This is a genomic window from Mesorhizobium sp. LjRoot246 (assembly GCF_964254115.1).
Lineage (GTDB): Bacteria > Pseudomonadota > Alphaproteobacteria > Rhizobiales > Rhizobiaceae > Mesorhizobium.
Genome location: NZ_CAXUSN020000001.1, coordinates 4,441,496 through 4,461,654 on the forward strand (window position 1 = coordinate 4,441,496; position 20,159 = coordinate 4,461,654).

Annotated in this window: 19 protein-coding genes; 7 read left to right on the plus strand and 12 right to left on the minus strand. The window is 62.7% G+C overall.

All coding sequences use genetic code 11. From position 1 onward, the window contains the following. Window positions 1-126 precede the first annotated feature (126 nt). The 4 genes from ACSQ3L_RS21790 to ACSQ3L_RS21805 all read left to right on the plus strand — a co-directional run bounded on the left by ACSQ3L_RS21790 (window position 127) and on the right by ACSQ3L_RS21805 (window position 3,544). A complete protein-coding gene (locus tag ACSQ3L_RS21790; protein WP_436161784.1) occupies window positions 127-1,095 on the plus strand; it encodes a right-handed parallel beta-helix repeat-containing protein in 969 nt (322 codons plus the stop codon). A 256-nt stretch (window positions 1,096-1,351) separates the two neighbouring features. Beyond that, the gene (locus tag ACSQ3L_RS21795; protein WP_095085403.1) at window positions 1,352-2,563 is read left to right on the plus strand and encodes an NADP-dependent isocitrate dehydrogenase; all 1,212 of its coding nucleotides are present in this window, start codon (window positions 1,352-1,354) and stop codon (window positions 2,561-2,563) included. 132 nt (window positions 2,564-2,695) lie between these two features. Then, the gene (locus tag ACSQ3L_RS21800) at window positions 2,696-2,878 is read left to right on the plus strand and encodes a hypothetical protein (RefSeq protein ID WP_436161785.1); all 183 of its coding nucleotides are present in this window, start codon (window positions 2,696-2,698) and stop codon (window positions 2,876-2,878) included. 3 nt (window positions 2,879-2,881) lie between these two features. Continuing rightward, window positions 2,882-3,544 carry a glutathione S-transferase family protein gene (locus tag ACSQ3L_RS21805; RefSeq protein ID WP_436161786.1) on the plus strand — a complete coding sequence of 221 codons (663 nt, stop codon included), beginning with the start codon at window positions 2,882-2,884 and terminating at the stop codon, window positions 3,542-3,544. Between the two features lie 22 nt (window positions 3,545-3,566). Here ACSQ3L_RS21805 and ACSQ3L_RS21810 read toward each other — a convergent pair whose 3' ends face one another. The 4 genes from ACSQ3L_RS21810 to recA all read right to left on the minus strand — a co-directional run bounded on the left by ACSQ3L_RS21810 (window position 3,567) and on the right by recA (window position 9,408). Then, the gene (locus tag ACSQ3L_RS21810; protein WP_436161787.1) at window positions 3,567-4,046 is read right to left on the minus strand and encodes a DUF2269 family protein; all 480 of its coding nucleotides are present in this window, start codon (window positions 4,044-4,046) and stop codon (window positions 3,567-3,569) included. After that, window positions 4,043-5,338 carry an SDR family oxidoreductase gene (locus ACSQ3L_RS21815; RefSeq protein WP_436161788.1) on the minus strand — a complete coding sequence of 432 codons (1,296 nt, stop codon included), beginning with the start codon at window positions 5,336-5,338 and terminating at the stop codon, window positions 4,043-4,045. Before ACSQ3L_RS21815 ends, ACSQ3L_RS21810 begins: the two co-directional genes overlap by 4 nt. A 10-nt stretch (window positions 5,339-5,348) precedes the next feature. Further along, on the minus strand, window positions 5,349-8,015 hold the full coding sequence (alaS, locus tag ACSQ3L_RS21820) for an alanine--tRNA ligase (RefSeq protein ID WP_436161789.1): 2,667 nt from the start codon (window positions 8,013-8,015) through the stop codon (window positions 5,349-5,351). 295 nt (window positions 8,016-8,310) lie between these two features. Beyond that, window positions 8,311-9,408 (minus strand): recombinase RecA, encoded by a 1,098-nt coding sequence (gene recA, locus ACSQ3L_RS21825; RefSeq protein ID WP_013532151.1) that lies wholly within the window; start codon window positions 9,406-9,408, stop codon window positions 8,311-8,313. A gap of 281 nt (window positions 9,409-9,689) precedes the next feature. Between recA and ACSQ3L_RS21830 the strand changes: the two genes are divergently transcribed. Together ACSQ3L_RS21830 and ACSQ3L_RS21835 are read left to right on the plus strand one after the other, a co-directional pair. Continuing rightward, window positions 9,690-10,634, plus strand: a complete 945-nt coding sequence (locus ACSQ3L_RS21830; protein WP_436161790.1) for a carbohydrate kinase family protein — start codon at window positions 9,690-9,692, stop codon at window positions 10,632-10,634. 75 nt (window positions 10,635-10,709) lie between these two features. Next, on the plus strand, window positions 10,710-11,627 hold the full coding sequence (locus ACSQ3L_RS21835) for a pseudouridine-5'-phosphate glycosidase (protein WP_436161791.1): 918 nt from the start codon (window positions 10,710-10,712) through the stop codon (window positions 11,625-11,627). 188 nt (window positions 11,628-11,815) lie between these two features. Here the strand turns inward: ACSQ3L_RS21835 and ACSQ3L_RS21840 are convergent, their stop codons facing one another. Beyond that, the gene (locus ACSQ3L_RS21840) at window positions 11,816-12,139 is read right to left on the minus strand and encodes a TfoX/Sxy family protein (protein WP_436161792.1); all 324 of its coding nucleotides are present in this window, start codon (window positions 12,137-12,139) and stop codon (window positions 11,816-11,818) included. A 90-nt stretch (window positions 12,140-12,229) separates the two neighbouring features. On the opposite strand from ACSQ3L_RS21840, the gene ACSQ3L_RS21845 reads away from it, so the two are divergent. Continuing rightward, a complete protein-coding gene (locus ACSQ3L_RS21845; RefSeq protein ID WP_436161793.1) occupies window positions 12,230-12,727 on the plus strand; it encodes a GFA family protein in 498 nt (165 codons plus the stop codon). A 71-nt stretch (window positions 12,728-12,798) separates the two neighbouring features. Here the strand turns inward: ACSQ3L_RS21845 and sufA are convergent, their stop codons facing one another. The 7 genes from sufA to ACSQ3L_RS21880 form a co-directional block, all read right to left on the minus strand. Then, the gene (gene sufA, locus ACSQ3L_RS21850; RefSeq protein ID WP_436161794.1) at window positions 12,799-13,179 is read right to left on the minus strand and encodes a Fe-S cluster assembly scaffold SufA; all 381 of its coding nucleotides are present in this window, start codon (window positions 13,177-13,179) and stop codon (window positions 12,799-12,801) included. Between the two features lie 102 nt (window positions 13,180-13,281). Then, complete coding sequence (locus ACSQ3L_RS21855) at window positions 13,282-13,674, minus strand: SUF system Fe-S cluster assembly protein (protein WP_436161795.1); 393 nt, start codon at window positions 13,672-13,674, stop codon at window positions 13,282-13,284. Window positions 13,675-13,692: 18 nt separating this feature from the next. Further along, complete coding sequence (locus ACSQ3L_RS21860; protein ID WP_436161796.1) at window positions 13,693-14,934, minus strand: cysteine desulfurase; 1,242 nt, start codon at window positions 14,932-14,934, stop codon at window positions 13,693-13,695. A 176-nt stretch (window positions 14,935-15,110) separates the two neighbouring features. After that, window positions 15,111-16,379 (minus strand): Fe-S cluster assembly protein SufD, encoded by a 1,269-nt coding sequence (gene sufD / locus ACSQ3L_RS21865; protein WP_436161797.1) that lies wholly within the window; start codon window positions 16,377-16,379, stop codon window positions 15,111-15,113. Between the two features lie 25 nt (window positions 16,380-16,404). Continuing rightward, on the minus strand, window positions 16,405-17,160 hold the full coding sequence (sufC, locus tag ACSQ3L_RS21870; RefSeq protein WP_436161798.1) for a Fe-S cluster assembly ATPase SufC: 756 nt from the start codon (window positions 17,158-17,160) through the stop codon (window positions 16,405-16,407). Between the two features lie 27 nt (window positions 17,161-17,187). Then, window positions 17,188-18,705: a Fe-S cluster assembly protein SufB gene (sufB, locus tag ACSQ3L_RS21875; RefSeq protein WP_436161799.1), complete on the minus strand. Its 1,518-nt coding sequence runs from the start codon at window positions 18,703-18,705 to the stop codon at window positions 17,188-17,190. Between the two features lie 244 nt (window positions 18,706-18,949). Continuing rightward, a complete protein-coding gene (locus tag ACSQ3L_RS21880; RefSeq protein WP_436163499.1) occupies window positions 18,950-20,113 on the minus strand; it encodes a cysteine desulfurase family protein in 1,164 nt (387 codons plus the stop codon). Window positions 20,114-20,159: the final 46 nt, after the last annotated feature.

Consider the following 20,159-nt stretch of genomic DNA (forward strand, 5'->3'; position numbering starts at 1 on the left):
TCGATGGATGGTCTTTGGAATACGGAGTGTGCCTTGCACGCTCCTGTAATTTTTTCATGCCCCAAGTATTTCGAAACGGGTTTCGATGGCCGACGAGGGCGTTGGCCAAAACCTCTGGAGGGGCAAATGAACGTCATACGATTCTTCCTTTCACTCGCTGTGTTGCTTCTGGCATCAGTTTTCCTGATCGCGCCAGCGTCCGCGCAGGCGACACGGACGTGGGTTTCCGGTCTTGGTGACGACGCTAATCCATGCAGCCGCACGGCGCCTTGCAAGACCTTCGCCGGCGCCATCTCGAAAACCGCCGCCGGCGGTGAAATCAACTGCATCGACTCGGGTGCCTACGGCGCGGTGACGATCACCAAGTCAATGACCATCTCTTGCCCGGAGGTCGAGGCGGGCGTGTTGCATTCGTCGACGAATGGCGTGATCATCAACGCCGCAGCGACCGATGTCGTCGTTCTTCGCGGTCTCGATATCAACGGTGCACCGCCGACCTCGCCCGGTCTAAATGGAGTTCGGTTTCTTGCCGGCGCCGCCTTGCATGTCGAGGAATGTTTCATTCATGACAGTGTTGGTGCCACACCAAACGGTGCCGGTATCTTGTTCTCGCCGTCAGGCACGGCCGAACTTTATGTCAACAACTCGACCATCATCCGCAACAATGACGGCATTCGTGTTCAGCCGACTGGCGCCGGTATCGCGAAGGTCATGATCGATAGCAGCACGATCGAGAACAACAACCTTGCCGGGTTGAAGGCTGACGGCACGAGCAATACAGGCGGATCAAACACGACAATTGTGAACAGCAGTGCTTCGGGCAATACCAACGCCGGCATCAGCATATTCAATCCGGTCGGCGGGCCAGCCATCAACATCATGGTCGACAGTGTCGCGGTGGCCAATAACGGCGTGGCCGGTGGCCTGCGTGTGGACGGAGCGAATGCGACCATCCGTATCGGCAGATCGACGATCTCCGGCAATGGCCTTGGCACCGCTATCCTCAATGGCGGCGTGATCTCGTCCTATGGCAACAATCAGATCAACGGCAACACCTCCGATGGCCCGAACCCACCCACCATTCCACTGAAATAGCTGGCGGCCGCCGCGCTCCAACTCGATCCGGCCAGCGCGGCCATTTTCGTCAATTTGGCGAGAACGGTGCTCGAAAAAAGAGGCGATGACCTGCGTGGTGCGGGGCATCGCCTCTTTTATTCACGGTTGCTCCAGCAGAAAGCTTGCGGCTGCCTTGCCCCAGTTTGCACCGCCCGGATCGCTTTGCTATAGGCGAGGTCCTATCCTGGCGGGGCCGGCCCGCAATCAATCAACTTTCGAACGAGGCATTCTTTCCATGGCGAAGATCAAGGTGGCGAACCCGGTCGTCGAACTCGACGGCGACGAGATGACCCGCATCATCTGGCAGTTCATCAAGGACAAGCTGATCCACCCTTATCTCGACCTGAAACTCGAATATTACGACCTCGGCATCGAGCATCGCGACGCCACCAACGACCAGGTGACCATCGATTCGGCCAACGCCATCAAGAAATACGGCGTCGGCGTGAAATGCGCGACGATCACACCCGACGAGCAGCGCGTCGAGGAATTCAAGCTGAAGAAGATGTGGAAGTCGCCGAACGGCACCATCCGCAACATCCTCGGCGGCACCATCTTCCGCGAGCCGATCATCATGAAGAACGTGCCGCGCCTGGTGCCCGGCTGGACCAAGCCGATCATCGTCGGCCGTCACGCCTTCGGCGACCAGTACCGCGCCACCGATTTCCGCTTTCCCGGCAAGGGCAAGCTGACGATCAAGTTCGTCGGCGAGGACGGCAAGGTGATCGAGCATGATGTGTACGACGCGCCGGGCGCCGGTGTCGCCATGGCCATGTACAATCTGGACGACTCGATCCGCGAGTTCGCCCGCGCCTCGCTGAACTACGGCCTGCTACGCAATTATCCGGTCTATCTGTCGACCAAGAACACCATCCTCAAGGCCTATGACGGCCGCTTCAAGGATATCTTCCAGGAAGTCTACGAGGCCGAGTTCGAAGCCGAGTTCAAGTCGAAGAAGCTGTGGTACGAGCACCGCCTGATCGACGACATGGTGGCCTCCAGCCTGAAATGGTCGGGCGGCTATGTCTGGGCCTGCAAGAACTATGACGGCGACGTGCAGTCCGACACGGTGGCGCAAGGCTTTGGCTCGCTCGGCCTGATGACCTCGGTGCTGATGACGCCGGACGGCAAGACGGTGGAAGCCGAGGCCGCGCACGGCACCGTTACCCGCCATTATCGCCAGCACCAGAAGGGCGAGGAGACCTCGACCAATTCGATCGCCTCGATCTTCGCCTGGACGCGTGGCCTGGCGCACCGTGCCAAGCTCGACGACAATGCCGAGTTGAAGCGCTTTGCCGAGACGCTGGAAAAGGTCTGCATCCAGACCGTCGAGTCCGGTTTCATGACCAAGGACCTGTCGCTGCTGATCGGCCCCGACCAGCCCTGGCTGTCGACCACCGGTTTCCTCGACAAGATCGACGAGAACCTGCAGAAGGCGATGGCGTAGGCATGTCGTCCAAAGGCTTCGCTCGATATTGATCTCGGTGCGCAACGGCACTAGGCTAACGACAAAGACTTGAGGCGTGTCGAAGTGCAAATCTGTCTTCCGAGCTGAATTGTGCCAAATAGGTAGATGTAAATGGCCATGTGGTTCGATCAGCAAGAACGGCTAAAGAGTACCAAGGGAAAAGAGCTCTTGGACTCCATGCCGAGGTTTGAGGTGCAAGCTGCCAATGTCACTCCCGCTCCGGCGAACCTTGGAGGCAAGATCACGCTCGGCATCGGCGAAGATGGCAAGCCCGTTGTAAAGATAAAAGAATAGAGCGTGGCCAGCATCGGTCACAGCGTCAACACCACATCGTCGGGCAAGCCCATCGTCTACGGGGCGGATTACAGCGTCTATGTGCGCATCGTCCGCCTCGTGCTCACGGAAAAAGACATCGACTACGAGCTTGTGCCGGTCGATGTCTTTGCAGCTGAGGGCATTCCCGCCTGGTATCTTGAGCACCACCCGTTCGGCCGCATCCCGGCCTTCGAGCATAACGGGCTTCGGCTCTTCGAGACGAGCGCGATTGCCCGGTATGTTGATGAGGTTTTTGCAGGGCCAGCTCTCCAGCCAAAAGACGCCCGCACCCGCGCAACCATGAACCAGATGATCGGCATCCTCGATGCCTATGCGTACAGGTCGATGGTCTGGGATGTCGCCGTCGAGCGGCTGGAGAAGGAGGCGCCCGACGAGGCGCTGATCGCCGCCGGACTGCGCCAGGCCGAAACGGTGATGCGGGTGCTCACCGCACTCAAGGCTCCCGGGCCTTGGCTGCTCGGCGATCAGCTGACGCTGGCCGATCTGCATGCGGCGCCGATCATCGGTTATTTCGTCAAGGTCGCCGAGGGGCAAAAGCTGCTGGCCGAGTTTCCCGAGATCCAGGCCTGGTGGGATCGAATCTCCGCACGGGAGGCCTTTGCCAAGACCGAAAAGTCGGATTGAGCAGCCCGCGGATGGCGATGGGCTAAAACCCTATGTCGGGCCGGGCGACCATCAGCCACAGGATGGCAAGCACGGCGGCGAAAGCCGGGAAGCCGCAAGCAAACCAGATGCGGAACAGGCGCTTTTCCTCAGGCGGCAGCGGCGCGTTTTCGCGTACCGCCTGCCGCGCCAGGTTGCGGATGCGAATCTGAATCCAGACCACCGGCAGCCAGAACAGGCCGGTCACGACATAAAGCAGCAGGGACAACACGATCCAGCCTTCGGATAGCGGCCAGCCCACGGCCTGCGCCAGCAGCACGCCCGTGATCGGCTGCACGATGACGGCGGTCGCCGTAAAAATGGTATCGGCGATGACTACCGTGCCCGCCACGTGGGCGACGATATCGGCGCGGCCGGTGCGCTGCGCCATCAGCATGAAGAAGGCGATGCCGGCGCCGGTGCCGAAGAGAACCGTGGCGCCGATAATGTGCGTCCAGCGCAGGAGGTCGACCCAGAGGTTCATCGCTCGTCTAAAATCGCCAGCGCCACCAGGGCAAGGCAAAACGCTGGGACAGCCTTGACCATTGCTCCCAGAGGATCGAGCCACAGATCGGGCGCAAGTACCGTCGCTGCGCCAAGATAGGCCACGGTGATGGCGATCATCCCCAGCAGCGCGAGGCGGGCGAAGGAGCGGACCAGAACAGCGGTCCCGACAAGGATATCGGCAACACTTCCGGCAAGAACCATCCCCAGCGCGAGCGCCTGCGACAAGCCATGCGAGATCAGAATGTCAGCGGCCGCGTCTTGCCTGATAAAGCCGACGATGCCGGACACCAGCCAGAACAGCGAGAGGATGCCGAATACCACCGGTTTCAGCAGCCAGAGCCGCGCGAACCATCGCTCCTGAACATGCGCCGGCATGGCGGCCAGTGTTGCCTCCAGTGGCCGCAGCGGATGACCGCTTACACCGTTCCAAGATCCGGCATTGCCGGTCACGCCGCCTCCCAGCGCGGCAAGGGCTGCGCTGCGCAAAGGCGATCGCCAGCCGAGCAGACCGAGGCCGTCGGCAACAACAGCAGCAAGCCGACCGAGAAAAGCCGGCATCGGTACGACGCGGACCGGTGGCAAGCCAAGCCATGCACGGAAGGCCAAGAGAACATCGGCGAGCGATCTGGCATTGGTCTCTACGAGATCGACGGCTAGACGGGGTGGCAGGGAACCGGCAACCGCACGCGACACGGCCTCGGCAACATCGGTGACTGCCACGGTCTGGATCGGCTGGCGCGCCATAACGGCCGGGACAAAGCCGGGAAAGGCGGCAAGGGCACGCAGAAGAGCCGTGCCACCATAGGCGGCCGGCGCGACCACCATGCCCGGGCGCAGGATCGTCCACTCCAGCGAGGAGCTTGCGACGGCCTTGTCGCCTTGCGCCTTGGTGTTGAAAAAAGCATCTCCCGAGGCTGGATCGGCACCGACGGCGGAGATCTGCACAAAGCGGCTGATACCGGCCCGTTCGCAGGCCGCGACCAGCGCGACGACCGCAGCGCGGTGGATTGCGTCGAGGCGATCGCGTGGGCCGTCTTGCAAGGCGCCTGCCGCATTGACGACCGCGTCCATGCCGGCGACCATCGGCAGCCAGTCTTCAACGGCAAGCAATTGCGCAATGTCGGCCGCGACCCAGCTCACTGCCGGCCAGCGCCGCGCGGCCTCTCTGATATCACGGCCGAGGCCGGTCACCTGGTGGCCGTCGCCTAGCAGGCGGCCGACGACGGCTTCGCCGATCAGTCCATAGCCGCCAAGGACGAGCACCTTCATGGGGTGGCTTTCAGGCTGCCTCCAACGCCGCCCTCACCGCGGCGATCGCATCGGCGGCTTTCGACGCATCCGGTCCGCCGGCCTGGGCCATATCGGGCCGACCGCCGCCGCCCTGCCCGCCCAATGCGGTGGAGGCCACGCGCACAAGGTCGACCGCGCTGAAGCGGCTTAACAAATCGTCGGTGACGGCGACCACGACGCTCGCCTTGTTGTCCTCGGCCGTGCCGACGAAGACGACGACGCCGGAACCGAGCGAGGTCTTGCCGGCATCGGCCAGCGGCTTCAAATCCTTCGGCGAGACACCGGAGACCGCCTTGCCGAGGAAGCCTACGCCCGCCACGGTCTCGTTCTCCGGCGCCGCACCAGCGGCGGCACCGCCGCCCAACGCCAGCTTCTTGCGCGCTTCGGTCAGCTCCTTTTCGAGCTTCTTGCGCTCCTCGAGCAGCGCCTCGACACGCGCCGGCACGTCGGCTGGCGAGATCTTCAGCACGGCCGCCGCCGCCTTCAGCCGCCTGTCCTGCTCGTCGAGATGTCTGCGCGCCGCCTCGCCGGTCAGCGCCTCGATGCGGCGCACGCCGGCAGCGACCGCGCTGTCCGACACGACACGCACCAGGCCGATATCGCCGGTCGCCCTGACATGGGTGCCGCCGCAGAGTTCGACCGAATAGGGCCGGTTTGCCTTGGCGCCATGCACGCCGGTGCCCATCGACACGACGCGCACCTCGTCGCCATACTTCTCGCCAAACAGCGCCATGGCGCCTTCGGCGATGGCATCGTCGACCGACATCAGGCGCGTGGTCACCGGGCCGTTCTGGACAACGATCTCGTTGGCCATGCGCTCGACCTCTTCGATATCTTCCGGTGAAATGGGCTTGTTGTGCGAGATGTCGAAGCGCAGGCGCTCCGGCGCCACCAGCGAGCCCTTCTGCGCGACATGGCTGCCCAGCACTTCGCGCAGCGCCTCATGGATCAGATGCGTCGCCGAATGGTTCGCGCGCAGCCGAGAGCGACGCGCGTGATCGACCTTCAGCTCGACGGCAGCGCCCGTGTTCACCGTGCCGCTGGCGACCTTGCCGATGTGGACGAACAGCCCATCGGCCTTCTTCTGCGTGTCGGAGACCTCGATCGAGAATCCCTCGCCTGAAATGATACCCGTGTCGCCCATCTGGCCGCCGGACTCGGCATAGAACGGCGTCTGGTTGACGACGACCGCGACCGCGTCGCCCTTGCCGGCGCTGTCGACGGTCTTGCCGTCCCGGACAAGCGCCTGGACGAGGCCTTCCGCAGCTTCAGTCTCGTAGCCGAGGAACTCGGTGGCGCCTGCCTTCTCGCGCACGGAGAACCAGATGGTCTCGGTGGCCGCGTCGCCGGAGCCAGCCCAATGCTTGCGCGCCTCGGCTTTCTGCTGCTCCATCGCATTGGTGAAGCCGGCAAGATCGACCGAGATGCTGCGCTGGCGCAGCGCGTCCTGCGTCAGATCAAGCGGGAAGCCATAGGTGTCGTAGAGCTTGAAGGCCGTCTCGCCGTCCAGCATGTCGCCGGCATGCAGCGTTTCCGTCGCCTCGGAGAGCAGGCCGAGGCCACGCACCAGCGTCTTGCGAAACCTGGTCTCCTCGAGCTTCAGGGTCTCGGTGATCAATTGTTCGCCGCGCAGCAGTTCAGGATAGGCCTGGCCCATCTCGCGCACCAGCGCCGGCACCAGCTTCCACATCAGCGGTTCGTTGGCACCGAGCAACTGCGCATGCCGCATGGCGCGGCGCATGATGCGGCGCAGGACATAGCCGCGGCCTTCGTTCGACGGCAGCACGCCATCGGCGACCAGGAACGAGGACGAACGCAGATGATCGGCAATGACGCGGTAGGACGCAACGGTCTCCTTGTCGGGACCATGCCCGATCGCGGACGAGGCCGCGTCGATCAGGTGCCGGAAGAGGTCGGTTTCGAAGACGCTTTCCACCCCTTGCAGGATAGAGGCCATGCGCTCCAGGCCCAAGCCGGTGTCGATCGACGGCCGCGGCAGGTCGATGCGCTCTTCCTTGGTGACCTGCTCATATTGCATGAACACCAGGTTCCAGAATTCGAGGAAGCGGTCGCCGTCTTCCTCGGGGCTGCCGGGAGGCCCGCCCCAGATGTGTTCGCCGCGATCGATGAAGATCTCCGAGCACGGCCCGCACGGTCCGGTGTCGCCCATCGCCCAGAAATTATCCGAGGTCGCGATGCGAATGATGCGGTCGTCGGAAAAACCGGCGATCTTCTTCCAGAAGCCGGCCGCCTCGTCGTCCGTGTGATAGACGGTGACCAAGAGCTTGTCCTTGTTCAGCCCGAACTCCTTGGTGATCAGGTTCCAGGCAAGCTCGATGGCGCGCTCCTTGAAATAGTCGCCGAAGGAGAAATTGCCGAGCATCTCGAAGAAGGTCAGATGGCGCGCGGTGTAGCCGACATTGTCGAGATCATTGTGCTTGCCGCCGGCGCGAACGCTTTTCTGGGCGGTCGAGGCACGCGAATAGGGCCGCTTCTCCAGACCGGTGAAGACGTTCTTGAACTGCACCATGCCGGCATTGGTGAACATCAACGTCGGATCGTTGCGCGGCACCAGCGGGCTCGACGCGACGATCTCGTGACCCTCCTTGCGAAAGTAGTCGAGAAATGTCGACCGGATTTCGTTCACGCCACTCATGAATGCTGCCTTTTCGAGAGAGCCGCCGGCAAAACCGGCGGAAATGGGCTCTAGACTTATTAGAAGATAAGACTTGGCCTTTTAGCCGCCGCGTCGCACCCTGTCCAGAAACACGGAATTGGTCCAACCTGCGGTCTTTGCCGGGCAGTTCGAACCGGCCTGGCTCGCCGCCAAAACGCAAAACCGCCGGCGCTAGGCCGGCGGTTTCAAAACGCAATAACGCGGAACTCAATTACATAAGCCTGAGATAATAGAACGCGATTATGGCCGAACTCCGGCCGACATCGCGGGGCTGTTACATCGCGCCGGATTCCTCCTCGAACCCGTCGTCGCCACCTTCGGAGCCGCCATTCTCAAGGAATTTCTCGGCGATCAGCCCGGCATTCTGCCGGAGCGCCAGTTCGATCTCACGCGCGGTGTCGGGATTGTCGCGCAGGAACAGTTTTGCATTCTCGCGGCCCTGGCCGAGACGCTGCGAATTGTAGGAGAACCAGGCGCCCGACTTCTCGACCACGCCGGCCTTGACGCCGAGATCGACAAGTTCGCCGGTCTTGGACACACCTTCACCGTACATGATGTCGAACTCGACCACCTTGAAGGGCGGCGCCAGCTTGTTCTTGACCACCTTGACGCGGGTCTGGTTGCCGACGACCTCGTCGCGGTCCTTGACCGAGCCGATGCGGCGGATGTCGAGGCGCACCGATGCGTAGAATTTCAGCGCGTTGCCGCCGGTGGTGGTTTCGGGCGAACCGAACATGACGCCGATCTTCATGCGGATCTGGTTGATGAAGATGACCATGGTGTTGGAGCGCGAGATCGAGGCGGTCAGCTTGCGCAGCGCCTGGCTCATCAGGCGGGCCTGCAGGCCGGGCAGCGAATCGCCCATCTCGCCTTCGATTTCAGCGCGTGGCGTCAGCGCCGCGACCGAATCGACCACCAGCACGTCGATGGCGCCGGAGCGCACCAGCGTGTCGCAGATTTCCAGCGCCTGCTCACCGGTGTCGGGCTGCGAGATCAGGAGGTTTTCGAGATCGACGCCAAGCTTGCGGGCATAGACCGGGTCAAGCGCATGCTCGGCATCGACGAAGGCGCAGATGCCGCCCTTCTTCTGGGCTTCAGCCACGGTGTGCAGGGCCAACGTCGTCTTGCCCGAGCTTTCCGGCCCGTAGATTTCGATGATGCGACCGCGCGGCAGGCCACCGACGCCAAGCGCGATGTCGAGGCCAAGCGAGCCGGTCGGCACCGTTTCGATCTCGACGACCTGCTCGTTCGCGCCGAGCCGCATGATCGAGCCCTTGCCGAAAGCCCGCTCGATTTGCGACAGCGCCGCATCCAGAGCCTTTGATTTGTCCACTGCCTTGTCCTCTACCAGCCGCAAAGAATTCTGAGCCATGATACATCACCCCTTGGTCGTCAATGAAGGCCGGACAATCCGTAATCCCTGCCCATTTGTACCTTTTTTGTTCTCGTTTGGCAAGAGGGATCAAATATCTGAAAAACAAACAATATCCGGATTTGTTCTTTTTATGTTCAAGGAATTCGATCAGGGATGCACCATACGTTGGGCCAGACGGCTCGGTTGTTTCGACCTGCCGAATCGCCGCCTTGCATGCGAAGCTCCGTCGCACAGCCTAGCGCTTGTGCGGCTGGAATAACAAAGGTCATATCGCCGGCATGCTGAAATCCGCGAAAATCCTGGCCATCGGCGGCGCCCATATCGACCGGCGTGGCCAGGTGTCCGGCGCTTACGTGCCTGCCGCCTCCAATCCCGGCACGATGCGCGAGGATGTCGGCGGCGGCGTCTTCAACGCATTGCGCAGTGCGGTGCTTCGTGGCGTCTCCGCGTCGCTCATGTCGGCGCGCGGTGGCGATGCAGCGGCCGATACAGTTTCCCGCGCTATCGCCGAGGCTGGCATTGCCGACCTGTCGGCCGTGTTCCTCGACCGCACCACGCCGAGCTATACGGCGCTGATCGACCGCGACGGCGAACTGATCGTCGGCTTCGCCGACATGGCGCTCTATGACCTGGCGTTTCCCAAGCAGATCAGGCGCTCCAGGGTCCGCGAGGTGATCGCTGCCGCCGACGCTGTCTTCTGCGACGCCAACCTGCCGACGGCAGCACTGGAGCGGCTGGTCTTGCTTGCCGCCGGCAAGCCCGTCTTCGCCATTGCCATTTCGCCGGCCAAGATCGTGCGTTTGAAGCCGGTGCTGGGCAATCTGGCCGTCGTCTTCATGAACCGGCGCGAAGCGATCGCACTGGCAGAGCTGGACGCAGCGACTTCCCCGCAAGACATCGTCGCCGGGCTGAGACGCGCAGGGCTCAAAAGCGGCGTGGTGACGGCGGGCGGCGGTGCCATGCTGGGCTTCGATGAAGCCGGCGCCTTCTCGATCCTGCCGCCGCCGCCAAGAAAGATCGCCGACGTCACCGGCGCCGGCGATGCGCTGGCGGGCGCGACAGTTGCCGCCCTGCTGCGCGGCCTGCCGCTGCGGGCAGCCCTGCGAGAGGGCATCGCCGCGGCGACGCTAGCCATCGAAAGCGCCGATGCCGTTCCGGATTTCACCGCGGCAAGCTTCGCGGAAGCGTTGGCTCTTGTGCCGGATGCGCAGGAAGTGGCATGAGACCGGCAAATTCATAGTGCCGCAGTGTTGCCGAGCGTCCCGACGGACGCGCCGCACTCCGGATTGGAGATCGAGATGACCCCAGAGACCGCCCGCCCCTTCATCGATATCCACGCGCCGGTGGCGCAGGCCCTGGCCGACGGCCGGCCGGTGGTGGCGCTGGAAAGCACCATCATCACCCATGGCATGCCCTACCCCGACAATGGCGCCATGGCAGCCGATGTCGAGAAGATCATCACCGATGGCGGCGCTGTGCCGGCGACGATCGCCGTGGTCGGCGGCCGTATCAAGATCGGCCTCTCGGACGGCGAGCGCGAATCGCTGGCAATGACCGGTGACGCCATGAAGCTGTCGCGCGCCGACCTCGGCTTTGCCGTAGCGCAAGGGCGCACCGGCGGCACCACGGTCGCCGCCACCATGATCGCGGCGCATATGGTCGGCATAAAAGTGTTCGCCACCGGCGGCATCGGCGGCGTGCACAAGGGCGCCGAAAAGAGCTTTGACATCTCCGCCGACCTCGACGAACTGGCGCGCACTCCCGTCATCGTCGTGTCGGCCGGTGCCAAGGCCATCCTCGACATCGAAAAGACGCTGGAGGTGCTGGAGACGCGCGGCGTGCCGGTGATCGGCCATGGCTGCGAGACGATGCCGGCCTTCTGGTCGCGGCATTCGCCATTTCGCGCGCCGCTGACCCTGCACAGACCGGAAGAGATCGCGCATTTCTACCAAACGCGGGCAGCACTTGGGCTCGCCGGCGGCATGCTGATCGCCAATCCGGTGCCTGAGAACCATGAAATCCCGGCTGAAGAGATGGCGGGCTACATCGAGGCCGCGCAGAAGGCCGCCGAGGCGCTCCACGTGACCGGCAAGGCGGTGACGCCGTTCCTGCTGTCGAAAATCCTCGAACTGACCGGTGGCAGGAGCCTGAAGACCAACATCGCGCTGGTGGAGAACAATGCAAGGTTGGCGACGGGGATTGCGAAGGCGCTGTAGGTTCACGCGGCGAAGGTCCCCCTCACCCGGATTGCCGAGACCGAATTGCAAAGAGCAATTCGGGGCAATCCGACCTCTCCCCGAGGGGAGAGGAGTTGGCCAGCGCCTGCGCGAACCTCTTCTCCCCAGCGGGGAGAAGGTGGCCGCGAAGCGGCCGGATGAGGGGGCTGCCTCGCGCTGACGGGCAGCTACTTCCCCGCCCTTCGCCCCGCCTCGTACGCCCGACGTGCCCACACAGTCATCTCGTCGGGGTCATCAAACGCGCTATCCGGAATGCTCCAATAGGGCATGACGACCAGCTTGCCGTGGCGCGAGCCGGTATAGGTCCATTGCGTGCAGCCGGCGGCCTCGAACTCGGGCGCGCTTTGCTCGTCGGCCTTCAACAGCAATTCGCCGCGCAGCACGATGGCGACGATGACACCGTCGAAATAGATGCCCTTGCCGCCGAACAGTTTGCGGATGCTGACCGGGCCGAGGCCTTCGAACAGTTCGGCGATGCGTTCATTGTCCATGCCGCGATCATGTCACCGGCGTTTGGCCTTGTCATCGCCGCAACCAAAATCATGCTGACAGGTTGAGAGAGGTCGATCGGAGTTTTCCCAATGCCGCTTCTGCTGAAAGGGTCCTGCCGCTGCAATGCCGTGCGTTTCGAGGTGGAGAGCCACACGCCGGCGCCGTTCATGCTGTGCTACTGCTCCATCTGCCGCAAGCAGCAAGGCGGCGGCGGCTTCGCCATCAATCTCGGCGCCGACAACGAGACGCTGAACGTCAGGGGCAAGCGCAGCCTCGGCGTCTTTCGGGCGGAGATCGAGGACGACGAGCATCCGCATTGCGAGATATCGACCGGTGAGCGCAATTTCTGCAAGAAATGTGGATCAGCCCTTTGGCTCTACGATCCGACCTGGCCGGAGCTGGTGCATCCCTTCGCCTCGGCGATCGACAGCGACCTGCCCATCCCACCGAGCAAGGTGCACCTGATGCTGAAATACAAGGCGAACTGGGTTGAGCCGGTGATCGGCAAGCACGACAAGGTCTTCGACGTCTATCCCGAGGAATCGATCGCCGACTGGCACAAGCGGACGGGCATGTGGGTGGATTAGCGCTCTTCGCCCCGTTTACGGTAGGGCGATTGCATATGCGATCGCCCTGCCGTAAACGGGGCGAAGGGAGATCAGGCCGAGGCGCGTGCCTCTGCCAGCGCCTTCAGGTCAGCCGGCTTCAATTCGACGGATTCGCCGCAGCCGCAGGCCGAGCTCTGGTTCGGGTTGTGGAAGGTGAAGCCGGTGCGCAGTGTCGTCTGCTCGAAATCCATCTCGGTGCCGAACAGGAACAGGGCAGCCTCGGGCGCGACATAGACATGGGCGCCGTCGCGCTCGATATGGTCGTCCTTGGTGTTGGGCTCGGTCACCAGGTCGACCGTGTATTCCATGCCGGCGCAGCCGCCTTTCTTGATGCCGAGACGAATGCCATGCGCATTGTCGCGCGTGGCGACAATCTCGCGCACCCGGTCGGCGGCCTTTTCGGTCATCGTGATGACGGCGAAGCGTGCCATTCTTTTTCCTTCTCCATTCCATGCGGGTTCAAGGCCTGCCGAATGATTCCTCACCTAAAATGGTGAAGTTTTATCCCTGGCGCAAGTCTGCCAGGCTCGACGCTAGTACCACCCCACCGCGACCTGCGCCTCTTCCGACATGCGGTCGGGCGACCAGGGCGGGTCGAAGGTCATGTTGACCTCGACACCGGAAACGCCTTCGACGGCGCCGACGGCGTTTTCCACCCAGCCGGGCATTTCGCCGGCGACTGGGCAGCCGGGCGCGGTCAGCGTCATGTCGATCTTGACCGAGCGGTCGTCCTCGATGTCGATCTTGTAAACGAGGCCAAGCTCGTAGATGTCGGCCGGGATTTCCGGATCGTAGACCGTCTTCAGCGCCGAGACGATGTCGTCGGTCAGCCGCGCCAGTTCGTCGGCGGGAATGGCCGAGGCGGAAACCAGCGGGTTGATGGCCGCTTCCGGTGCGGTCTCGGTGGTGTGGCTCACATCATCCATGGTCGTCACCCAAAAACGTCATCCAAAGAATTTGCGCGCTTTTTCAAGCGCCTCGGCCAGAGCATCGACTTCGGCCCTGGTATTATACATGCCGAACGATGCCCTGCATGTGGAGGTTACACCGAAGCGTTTCAACAGCGGCTGGGCGCAATGGGTGCCCGCGCGCACGGCAACGCCCTGCCTGTCTATCACCATCGACACGTCATGGGCATGAATGCCTTGCAGTTCGAAGGAGATGATGGCGCCCTTGCCTGGCGCGTCACCGAAGATGCGCAGCGAGTTGATGGCGCGCAGCCGCTCGTGCGCGTAATTCTTGAGGTCCTCCTCATGCGCGGCGATGCGCTCGCGACCTATCGATTCCATATAGTCCAATGCCGCGCCTAGCCCGATCGCCTGGACGATCGGCGGCGTGCCGGCTTCGAAACGGTGCGGCGGCTCGTTGTAGGTGACGATATCTTCCGTCACCTCCTCGATCATTTCGCCGCCGCCCATGAAGGGGCGCATGCCGGCGAGAATGTCCTTCTTGCCGTAGAGCACGCCGATGCCCGACGGGCCATAAACCTTGTGCCCGGTGAAGACGAAGAAATCGCAGTCGAGATCCTGTACGTCGATCGGCATATGCACGGCGCTCTGGCTGCCGTCGACGAGAACGGGAATGCCGCGCGAATGCGCGATGCGCACGATCTCCTTGATCGGCGTCACCGTGCCAAGCGCGTTCGACATCTGCGTGATGGCGACCAACTTGGTGCGGTCGGTCAGCCGCTTCTCGAATTCCTCGAGATGGAAGACGCCGAGATCGTCGACCGGTACCCAGACGAGTTTCGCGCCCTGCCGCTCGCGGATGAAATGCCACGGCACGATGTTGGAGTGGTGCTCCATGATCGACAGCACGATCTCGTCGCCCTCGCCGATGTTGGGCATGCCATAACCGTAGGCGACCGTGTTGATGGCCGAGGTCGTGTTCGAGGTGAAGACGATGTTGTCAGTGCTTGGCGCGTTGAGGAAACGGCGCACCGTCTCGCGGGCCTTCTCATAAGCGTCGGTCGCGGCATTGGACAGGAAATGCAGGCCGCGATGGACGTTGGCGTATTCCTGGGAATAGGCGTGCTGGATTGTATCCAGCACCACCTGCGGCTTCTGTGCCGAGGCGCCATTGTCGAGATAGACCAGCTTCTTGCCATAGACTTCCCGCGACAGGATCGGGAAATCGCGGCGGATCGCTTCGACGTCGTAGGGAATGTTTTCGAGTTTCTGGTCCATCACAAGCTCATCGCCTCATTCTGCCTAGCACCCCTCATCCCGTCTTGGCGCTTCGCGCCAATCCACCTTCTCCCACAAGGGGAGAAGGCTGGGCGCCCTTCCTTCTCCCCTTGTGGGAGAAGGTGGCCGCGAAGCGGCCGGATGAGGGGTATGGTCGAGGCCAAGCCTCGACCACTTCACCCGTGCGTCACGAACCAGCCGTCGAGCCGTGCTTCCAGCGCCTCGACGATCGCCTCGTCGTCCAGTTCCTCGATCACCTCGGCGACGAAGGCTTTCACAAGCAGTCCCCGCGCGGTCTTCTCGTCGACGCCGCGCGCCATCAGGTAGAACAGATGGTCGTGGTCGATTTCGGTGACCGTCGCGCCATGGCCGCAGACGACGTCGTCGGCGAAGATTTCAAGCTCCGGCTTGGTCGAGAACTCGCCGTCGTCCGACAGCAACAGCGTGTTGCAGGCCATCTTGGCGTTGGTCTTCTGCGCATATTGATGGACGTTGATGCGGCCCTGGAAGACGCCGCGCGCGTTGCCCGTCACCACGTTGCGGATGACTTCCGTCGAGGTGGTGTGCGGCACGGCGTGGTCGAGCACCATGGTCACGTCGGTATGGGTATCGCCGGCCAAAAGATTGATGCCGCGAAGCGTGAAGTCGGCGCCTTCGCCCGTCGTCCTGACCACGATCTCCTGGCGCACAAGCTTGCCGCCGGCATTCATGAAGAACACCGTCAGCTTCGAATTCTTGCCGAGATGTGCCTTGAACTGGGCAAGATGCGTCGCCGTTTCCGGCTGCTCCTGCACGATCAGCCACGTCACCTCGGCGCCCTCGCCAAGCACGAGCTGGCTGACCGAGCTGACCAGAGCAGCCCCGTCACCCGTCTGACGCTCGACGATAACGGCCTTGGCGCCAGCGCCGACACGCACTGGCAGGCGCACATGGGTCTGGCCGCCGGCCTGCAGGTTCTGCAATTCGATCGGCTTTTCGAGCTCCGCGCCATCGGCGATATCGACGAAATACCCGTCGGCGACGAAAGCCGTGTTCAGCGCGCCGATGGCGTCGTCGCTGCCATAGGAATCGAGCCCCGGCGCGATGCTGCCGTCGATCAGCTTTTCCGACAGGGGCTGGAAGGTAACGCCTTCAAGGACCGGCACTTTCGCGTCGGACTTGCCGTTCAGGATCGACACCACGGCGGAACCGTCGACGATGGGTGCAATGGCTTTGGCATTGGCGGCCGGGTCGAAGTCCGGCACGGCATTCAGCAACCGGCGCAGGTCGGTGTAGTGCCAGGATTCGATGCGCCGTGTCGGCAGGCCGTGCTTGATCGTCTCGATGGCGTCGTCGCGCTTCAGCATCACCGCGCCATCGCCCGGCAGCAGCGACAGCCGGTCGCCGAACGCGTCGATCAACGCTGTTTCGGCCGGTGTCCGCTGGGGCTGTGTGTGCATATTCATTAGTTTGACCTTGCCTTCTGGCATCTCACGCGGCTTCGCCGATCACGCCGGCATAGCCATTGGCCTCGAGATCGAGCGCCAGCGACTTGTCGCCGGACTTGATGACCTGGCCCCTGTAGAGCACGTGCACGCTGTCGGGCACGATGTGTTCGAGCAGGCGCTGGTAGTGGGTGATGACAAGGAACGCACGGTCTGGCGCGCGCAGCGCGTTGACGCCGTCAGAAACGATCTTCAGCGCATCGATGTCGAGCCCGGAATCGGTCTCGTCGAGCACGCAGAGTTTCGGCTCCAAGAGCTTCATCTGCAGGATCTCGGCGCGCTTCTTCTCGCCGCCGGAGAAGCCGACATTGAGCGGCCGCTTGAGCATCGCCATGTCCATGCTGAGCGAGGCGGCTGCTTCCTTCACCCGCTTGAGGAATTCCGGGATTTTCAGTGGCTCTTCGCCGCGCGCCTTGCGCTGCTCGTTCATCGCCACCTTCAGGAATTCCATGGTCGCGACGCCCGGTATCTCCATCGGGTACTGGAAAGCGAGGAAAATGCCCGATGTGGCGCGCTCGGCCGGATCCATTTCGAGGATCGACTGGCCGTTGTAGAGGATGTCGCCCTCGGTCACCTCATAATCCTCGCGGCCGGCGAGAATGTAGGACAGCGTCGATTTGCCCGAACCGTTCGGCCCCATGATCGCGGCGACCTCGCCGGCTTGCACCGTCAGGTTCAAGCCGCGGATGATTTCGGTGCCGTCATCGACGATGCGAGCGTGCAGGTTTCTGATTTCAAGCATTTTTTCGTTTCCTGAATATCTGTCCGGTCAGCCGACCGAGCCCTCAAGCGAGATTCCGATCAGCTTCTGCGCCTCGACGGCAAATTCCATCGGCAGTTGCTGGATGACGTCCTTGACGAAGCCGTTGACGATCAGCGCGATCGCTTCCTCTTCCGGAATGCCACGCTGCATGACGTAGAATTTCTGGTCCTCGGAAATCTTCGACGTCGTCGCTTCATGCTCGAACTGCGCCGTCGAGTTCTTGGCTTCCATGTAGGGCACGGTGTGCGCGCCGCACTGGTCGCCGATCAGCAGCGAGTCGCAGTTGGTGAAGTTGCGGGCGTTGGTCGCCTTGCGGTGCGCGGAAACCTGGCCACGATAAGTGTTCTGCGAGAAGCCGGCGGCGATGCCCTTGGAAATGATGCGGCTCGACGTGTTCTTGCCGAGATGGATCATCTTGGTGCCGCTGTCGACCTGCTGATAGCCGTTCGACACGGCGATCGAATAGAATTCGCCCGAGGAATCGTCGCCGCGCAAAATGCAGCTCGGATATTTCCAGGTGATCGCCGAGCCGGTCTCGACCTGCGTCCACGAGATCTTCGAGCGGTGGCCGCGGCAGTCGCCGCGCTTGGTGACAAAGTTGTAGATGCCGCCCTTGCCCTCGGCGTCGCCGGGATACCAATTCTGCACCGTCGAATATTTGATCTCGGCGTCGTCGAGCGCCACCAGTTCGACGACGGCGGCATGCAACTGGTTCTCGTCGCGCTGCGGCGCCGTGCAGCCTTCGAGATAGGAGACGTAAGCCCCCTCCTCGGCAATGATCAGCGTGCGTTCGAACTGGCCGGTGTTCTTCTCGTTCATGCGGAAATAGGTCGACAGCTCCATCGGGCAGCGCACGCCCTTGGGCACGAAGACGAAGGAGCCGTCGGTGAAGACAGCGGAATTTAGCGTGGCGTAGTAATTGTCGGAGGTCGGCACGACCGAACCGAGATATTTCTTCACCAGCTCCGGATGCTCGCGGATCGCTTCCGAGATCGAGCAGAAGATGACGCCGGCCTGCGCCAGCTCTTTCTTGAAGGTGGTGACGACGGAGACGGAATCGAACACGGCGTCGACCGCGACACGGCCCGATTTGTAGACATTGTCGCTGACTTCCTCGAGCTCGGAGGCGTCGGTCTTCTGTACGCCGGCGAGGATTTCCTGCTCCCGCAGCGGAATGCCGAGCTTCTCGTAGACTTTCAGCAGCTCGGGATCGACGTCGCTCAGCGAGGTCGGGCCGGGCGTGCTCTTGGGCGCCGCGTAGAAGTAGATGTCCTGGAAATCGATCTTGGGATAGTGGACGCGCGCCCAGGTGGGCTCGTCCAGCGTCAGCCAGCGACGATAGGCTTCCAGACGCCATTCCAGCATCCAGGACGGTTCATCCTTCTTGGCCGAAATGAAGCGGATGATGTCTTCGCTGAGGCCCTTGGGGGCCTTGTCCATCGCGATTTCGGTCTGGAATCCGTATTTGTATTGGTCGACGTCGATCTTTCGGACCCGATCGATCGTGTCCTGCACAGCAGGCATATGCGTTCTCCATCCACGCCGGGGTCAAGGCCCGGCAGTTTTCAAACTATGGCACCGCCAAAAACGAACGCCGAAGAAGCGCTCGCGGCCGCGTAAGTTCCATATAGTGCGTTCCGACCGGAAATTCACCCGGCCAGCATGAAACGCACGGCTCTACCAGGCCGAAAGGCCCAAAATCATTTTCGTCAAGCATCGGATTTTCCCGAAAACCGCTACGCACTTTTCGGTCCGATGCTCCAACCGCCTACGCGGCCTTTTCTCTATCCGCCCTACGTGCGGCAATCCCCGCCAACGCAGCGCGGAAAAGCTCGATGTCTCCCGCGCCGGTCGCGGCACCGATCGACACGCGCAAGGCGCCAAGACTGTCGCCGTAGCCCATGGCTTTCAGCACATGGCTCGGCCCAACCTTGCCCGACGAACAGGCGGAGCCGGCCGACAGCGCAACACCGGCCAGATCGAAGGCGATCTGCGCGGTTTCGGCCTTGACGCCCGCAATAGCGAAGAATGTCGTGTTGGCAAGCCTTGGCGCGCCGGTTCCAAAGATTTCCGCGTCCGGCACCAGCGATTTCACGATGGCCTCGATCTCGTCACGGCGCTGGCGCACGCCATCCATGGCCGGCAACCCGGCCAGCGCCTCGCGTGCGGCGGCGCCAAAGCCGGCAATGGCAGCGAGGTTTTCGGTGCCGCCGCGATGGCCCTTTTCCTGGCCACCGCCATTGATCAGCGGCTTCGGCATCATCAAGTCGGAGGCGGCGACGATGGCGCCGACGCCCTTGGGACCGCCGATCTTATGCGAGGACAGAATCAGGTAATCGGCGTAACCCGCTGACATATCGATTGAAACGCGCCCCGCAGCCTGGACGGCGTCGACGACCAGAATGCCGCCCGCCGCCTTGACGATCCCGGCGATGCGATCGATCGGCTGGATGACGCCGGTCTCGTTGTTGGCGGCGTGGATGGCGACCAGCGGCAGGCCGTCGGCCTTGTCATGACCGCCGAGCACCGCCGCCAAGGCGCCGAGATCGGCGATGCCGTTGGCGTCGACGCCGATCCGCGTCACCTGCGCTGCCGGGAAACGCCCGCCATTCAACAGGCAGGGATGATCGGCCTCGGACACGTAAAGCCGGCTCATGCGCACAGTGCCGCGCCCCATCTGCCAGTCCGATGACAACAGCGTCGAAGCGGCTTCGGTCGCACCGGAGGTGAACACGACGTGTTCGGCCTTGGCGTTGACCAGCGCCGCCACGTCACGCCTGGCGGTCTCGATCAGGCGGCGTGCGGCACGCCCCTCGGCATGGACCGACGACGGGTTGGCGGCGACATCAAGAGCCGCGACCATAGCTTCGCGGGCCGCGGCAAGCAGCGGCGCACTGGCATTGTAGTCGAGATAGGCGCGTATTCCGGCCATTTTCGTCCAGTTGGTCCCGTCTGAAGCCATTCCGCTGTCGTATGGC

Coding starts and splice junctions, on each gene's coding strand:
- ACSQ3L_RS21855 (WP_436161795.1), bottom strand. CDS start 13,674: ATGGATGATGTGAGCCACACCACCGAGACCGCACCGGAAGCGGCCATC.
- ACSQ3L_RS21860 (WP_436161796.1), bottom strand. CDS start 14,934: ATGGACCAGAAACTCGAAAACATTCCCTACGACGTCGAAGCGATCCGC.
- sufD (WP_436161797.1), bottom strand. CDS start 16,379: ATGAATATGCACACACAGCCCCAGCGGACACCGGCCGAAACAGCGTTG.
- ACSQ3L_RS21840 (WP_436161792.1), bottom strand. CDS start 12,139: ATGGACAATGAACGCATCGCCGAACTGTTCGAAGGCCTCGGCCCGGTC.
- ACSQ3L_RS21815 (WP_436161788.1), bottom strand. CDS start 5,338: ATGAAGGTGCTCGTCCTTGGCGGCTATGGACTGATCGGCGAAGCCGTC.
- sufA (WP_436161794.1), bottom strand. CDS start 13,179: ATGGCACGCTTCGCCGTCATCACGATGACCGAAAAGGCCGCCGACCGG.
- ACSQ3L_RS21845 (WP_436161793.1), top strand. CDS start 12,230: ATGCCGCTTCTGCTGAAAGGGTCCTGCCGCTGCAATGCCGTGCGTTTC.
- sufC (WP_436161798.1), bottom strand. CDS start 17,160: ATGCTTGAAATCAGAAACCTGCACGCTCGCATCGTCGATGACGGCACC.
- ACSQ3L_RS21790 (WP_436161784.1), top strand. CDS start 127: ATGAACGTCATACGATTCTTCCTTTCACTCGCTGTGTTGCTTCTGGCA.
- ACSQ3L_RS21795 (WP_095085403.1), top strand. CDS start 1,352: ATGGCGAAGATCAAGGTGGCGAACCCGGTCGTCGAACTCGACGGCGAC.
- sufB (WP_436161799.1), bottom strand. CDS start 18,705: ATGCCTGCTGTGCAGGACACGATCGATCGGGTCCGAAAGATCGACGTC.
- ACSQ3L_RS21800 (WP_436161785.1), top strand. CDS start 2,696: ATGGCCATGTGGTTCGATCAGCAAGAACGGCTAAAGAGTACCAAGGGA.
- alaS (WP_436161789.1), bottom strand. CDS start 8,015: ATGAGTGGCGTGAACGAAATCCGGTCGACATTTCTCGACTACTTTCGC.
- ACSQ3L_RS21835 (WP_436161791.1), top strand. CDS start 10,710: ATGACCCCAGAGACCGCCCGCCCCTTCATCGATATCCACGCGCCGGTG.
- ACSQ3L_RS21880 (WP_436163499.1), bottom strand. CDS start 20,113: ATGGCCGGAATACGCGCCTATCTCGACTACAATGCCAGTGCGCCGCTG.
- ACSQ3L_RS21810 (WP_436161787.1), bottom strand. CDS start 4,046: ATGAACCTCTGGGTCGACCTCCTGCGCTGGACGCACATTATCGGCGCC.
- ACSQ3L_RS21830 (WP_436161790.1), top strand. CDS start 9,690: ATGCTGAAATCCGCGAAAATCCTGGCCATCGGCGGCGCCCATATCGAC.
- recA (WP_013532151.1), bottom strand. CDS start 9,408: ATGGCTCAGAATTCTTTGCGGCTGGTAGAGGACAAGGCAGTGGACAAA.